Annotated in this window: 2 protein-coding genes; one reads left to right on the top strand and one right to left on the bottom strand. The window is 65.6% G+C overall.

Annotated elements, in window-relative coordinates; genetic code table 11:
• Positions 1-662, top strand: a 662-nt coding sequence (locus tag EOD07_RS35790) for a PDZ domain-containing protein (protein ID WP_127238469.1), incomplete at its 5' end; no start/stop codon positions are given.
• Between the two features lie 45 nt (positions 663-707).
• Here the strand turns inward: EOD07_RS35790 and EOD07_RS35795 are convergent.
• On the bottom strand, positions 708-962 hold a 255-nt coding region (locus EOD07_RS35795; protein ID WP_164772918.1), incomplete at its 5' end, for a GNAT family protein.

Raw genomic sequence — 962 nt, forward strand, 5'->3', positions numbered from 1 at the left:
GGCTGGGCGTACGCATCCAGCCGGTGACGGACGACATCGCCGAAAGCCTTGGCATGGCGACCGCCAAGGGCGCCCTGGTGGCCGGCGTGATCAAGGGCGGGCCGGTCGACAATGGTTCGGTGCAGGCCGGCGACGTCATCATCAAGTTCGACGGCAAGGATATCCATGAAATGCGTGACCTGCCGCGCGTCGTCGCCGAAAGCCCGGTGGGCAAGGCGGTCGACGTGGTCATCGTGCGCAAGGGCGTCGAGCAGACCGTCAAGGTTACGCTCGGACGGCTTGAGGACGGCGAGAAGCTGGCCAGCGGCGAGAACGGCAACCCCGATCAGGACAAGGGCGACAAGGCAGCGCCTCCAGTGTCGACAGCCTCGGTGCTCGGCATGACGGTCGGCGAGCTCAACGACCAGACGCGGCAGAAGTTCGGCATCGCGGCCGACGTGTCCGGCGTGGTCGTCACCGACGTCGCCAAGGATTCGGCGGCGGCCGAGCGCGGCATCCAGCCCGGCGAGGTGATCACCGAGATCGCGCAGGAATCGGTCGGCACGCCGAAGGACGTGATGGACCGGATCGGCGCGCTGAAGGAGCAGGGCCGCAAGAACGCGCTGCTTATGCTGGCCTCGAAGACCGGCGAACTGCGCTTCGTCACGATCCGGATGGATTGAGTCCGGAAAGTCCGGCAACCGATTGATGTTCAATGAAAAGGGCGGCTAGCGAGCCGCCCTTTTTCGCGCCTGCCAGTCCTCTCGCGGCAGCCTGTAGAGGACATGCCGCTTGAGATGCGGGTGGCTGTCGGGAACGCTCGGATGATCGAAATCGGCGCCTGCGTCGGCTTGCATGCCGAGTCGCTTCATGACGGCGATGGAGCGATGATTGCCGGCGACCGCGAACGACACGATTTCGCCGACGCCGAGCGTTTCGAAGCCAAAGGCGAGCCAGGCTTCCGCTGCCTCGGTGACATAGCC

The organism is Mesorhizobium sp. M2C.T.Ca.TU.002.02.1.1, assembly GCF_003997225.1.